This window comes from Streptomyces sp., assembly GCF_019510245.1.
Taxonomy (GTDB): domain Bacteria; phylum Actinomycetota; class Actinomycetes; order Streptomycetales; family Streptomycetaceae; genus Streptomyces.
In genome coordinates this window covers 1-2,400 of sequence record NZ_JAEKKT010000455.1, presented here as the reverse complement: position 1 = coordinate 2,400, position 2,400 = coordinate 1, and the positions used below count along the sequence as shown (strand labels likewise).

At 72.2% G+C, this 2,400-nt stretch carries 2 protein-coding genes and 1 pseudogene; all 3 read left to right on the top strand.

The annotated features are described in order from the left end of the window. Window positions 1-715 (top strand): tRNA dimethylallyltransferase (locus tag JF597_RS53945; RefSeq protein ID WP_294014412.1); only part of this gene is annotated, 715 nt, incomplete at its 5' end. Further along, complete coding sequence (gene dapF, locus JF597_RS53940) at window positions 712-1,554, top strand: diaminopimelate epimerase (protein ID WP_294014410.1); 843 nt, start codon at window positions 712-714, stop codon at window positions 1,552-1,554. The genes JF597_RS53945 and dapF, both read left to right, overlap by 4 nt. An 84-nt stretch (window positions 1,555-1,638) precedes the next feature. Continuing rightward, a pseudogene (gene hflX / locus JF597_RS53935) lies at window positions 1,639-2,400 on the top strand (GTPase HflX); the annotation flags it as partial.

Genomic DNA, 2,400 nt, shown 5'->3' with positions numbered 1-2,400 from the left:
CGCCGTGGCCGAGTACCAGCAGCTCGCCCGGGCCGCGATCGACCAGATCAGCGGACGGGGACGGCTGCCCGTCCTCGTCGGCGGGTCCGGGCTCTACCTCCGCGGCGCGCTGGACAACCTCGAGTTCCCAGGCGAGTCGCCCGAGATCCGGGCTCGCCTCGTCCTCGAGCTCGATCGCGTCGGCGCCGAGAGCCTGCACCGTCGATTGGCCGCGCTCGACCCGGCCGCGGGCCAGGCGATCCTGCCGACGAACGGCCGGCGCATCGTCCGGGCCCTGGAGGTCATCGAGCTGACCGGGCAGCCGTTCACCGCCCGCATGCCCGGGTTCGAGTCGGTCTACGACCTCGTCGAGGTCGGGCTCGACCGGACCGACCTCGACGAGCGCGTCGAGCTTCGGGTGCACCGAATGATGGCGCAGGGCTTCCTCGACGAGGTGGTGCGGCTGCTGCCTGAGGGCCTGCGAGCGAGTCCCACGGCCGGCAAGGCGTTGGGGTACGCCCAGCTGCTGCGCTGCCTGGACGACGCCGGGCGGATCGTCGGCGACCTCGAGGACGCGGTTCGTGAGACGGTCCGCGCGACCCGGCGCTTCGTACGCCGCCAGCGCTCCTGGTTCCGGCGTGACCCGCGCATCCAGTGGCTCGACGCCACGCAGGACCGGCCGCTCGACCGGCTGGTTCACCAGGCGCTCAGTACGCTCGAGGAGTGCGGTTGGTGAAGGGCCACGGGACGGAGAACGACTTCCTCGTCCTGCCCGATCTCGAGGGGGCGATCGAGCTCACCCCGGCGACGGTGCGCGCCCTGTGCGACCGGCACGCCGGCCTGGGTGCCGACGGCGTCCTGCGGGTCGTCCGGTCGGCGAACGACCCCGACGGCAAGGAGTTCGCCGACGAGGCGGAGTTCTTCATGGACTACCGCAACGCCGACGGCAGCGTCGCCGAAATGTGCGGGAACGGGATTCGCGTATTTCTGCAGTATCTGAAGTCGATCCGGCTCGTTGTTACCGATGCGGCGGTGGCGACACGCGGCGGGGTTCGTTGTGTGCGGACTCGCGGGGACGGAGACGTCACTGTGCGAATGGGTTTGCCCCGGATCCTTGCCGACCGGCCGGTCGCCACCGCCGCCTCACTGACCGGCGCCGGCCGGCCGCGCGCCGGCGTGGCGCTGGAGCTGCCCAATCCGCACGTCGTGGTGGCTCTCGACACCCCCGAGGAGCTGGCGGCCCTCGACCTCTCGCGGGCCCCGGCCGTCGAGCCGGCGCTGCCCCACGGCCAGAACGTCGAGTTCGTCGTGCGCCGGGGCGAGCGGCACCTGGAGATGCGCGTGCACGAGCGCGGGGTGGGGGAGACCCGATCCTGCGGCACCGGCATCTGTGCTGCCGCGGTGGCCTTCGCCGCGGCGGACGGCGTCAGCGCCGACGGCGTGCCCTGGCGGGTGGACGTCCCGGGCGGAACCTGCGAGGTCGTCTGGCAGCCCGACGGAGAGGTCGAGCTCACCGGCCCGGCGGTCCTGGTGGCCGAGATCGAGGTCGACGACGACTGGCTGCGCGGGGCGTAATGCCGTATCGAGGTCGCCGCGACCTGTCACCATGGAACTCTGATGACTGACACCCCCTACGCCGACGGCGACTACGAGCTCGAGGAACGCCAGGCGCTGCGCCGGGTCGCCGGCCTGTCGACCGAGCTCGAGGACATCACCGAGGTCGAGTACCGGCAGCTGCGCCTGGAACGCGTCGTCCTGGTCGGCGTCTGGACGACCGGCACGCTCGCCGAGGCCGAAAGCTCGCTCGTGGAGCTGGCCCGGTTGGCCGAGACGGCGGGCTCCGAGGTGCTCGACGGCCTCATCCAGCGCCGCGACCGCCCCGACCCGGCGACCTACATCGGCTCCGGCAAGGCCAAGGAGCTGCGCGACGTCGTCCTGGCGACCGGCGCCGACACGGTCATCTGCGATGGCGAGCTCACTCCCGGCCAGCTGCGCCAGCTGGAGGAGGTGACGAAGGTGAAGGTCGTCGACCGGACGGCGCTGATCCTGGACATCTTCGCCCAGCATGCCCGTTCGAAGGAGGGCAAGGCGCAGGTCGAGCTGGCCCAGATGCAGTACCTGCTGCCGCGCCTGCGGGGCTGGGGCGAGTCGCTGTCGCGCCAGGTCGGCGGCCGCGCGGCCGGCGGCGTGGGCATCGGCGGCCGCGGCCCCGGTGAGACCAAGCTGGAGATCGACCGTCGCCGGATCAACGCCCGGATGGCGAAGCTGCGCCGCGAACTGGCCGAGATGAAGACGACGCGCGACGTCAAGCGCTCGCGCCGGCACGCCAACGCGGTGCACAGCGTCGTGCTGGCCGGCTATACGAACGCAGGCAAGTCCTCGCTGCTCAACCGCCTCACCGACGCCGGCGTGCTCGTGGAG